This is a genomic window from Rhodococcus sp. HNM0563 (assembly GCF_012726195.1).
Lineage (GTDB): Bacteria > Actinomycetota > Actinomycetes > Mycobacteriales > Mycobacteriaceae > Rhodococcus.
Map to the genome: position 1 here is coordinate 1 of NZ_JAASAF010000046.1, position 389 is coordinate 389.

At 62.2% G+C, this 389-nt stretch carries 1 protein-coding gene; it reads right to left on the reverse strand.

The annotated features are described in order from the left end of the window. The coding region (locus tag HCA61_RS25900; protein WP_169691062.1) for a phosphopantetheine-binding protein at window positions 1-389 on the reverse strand (389 nt) is incomplete at both ends.

Here is a 389-nt window from a genome sequence, read left to right on the forward strand (position 1 = left end):
ACCGAACGCCGCTCGAACACATCCCGCGGCGTGAACACCACACCCCGAGCCTTCGCCCGCGACACCAACTGAATCGACACGATCGAATCACCACCGAGCGCGAAGAACGACTCGTCCACACTCACCTTCTCCAAGTGCAGAACCTCCGCGAACACCTCCGCAATGATCTCCTCGACCTCACTACCGGCACCGCGATACTCACGCTCTTCGAACACCGGCTCCGGCAACGCATCACGATCCAACTTGCCCACCGGCGTCAACGGCACCTCATCGAGTACCACCACCGCAGACGGCACCATATGCGGCGGCAACGACCGAGCCACGAACTCCGTCAACCCCGCCACATCCACAGTCCGACCCGCCGCAGGCAACACATACGACACCAACAC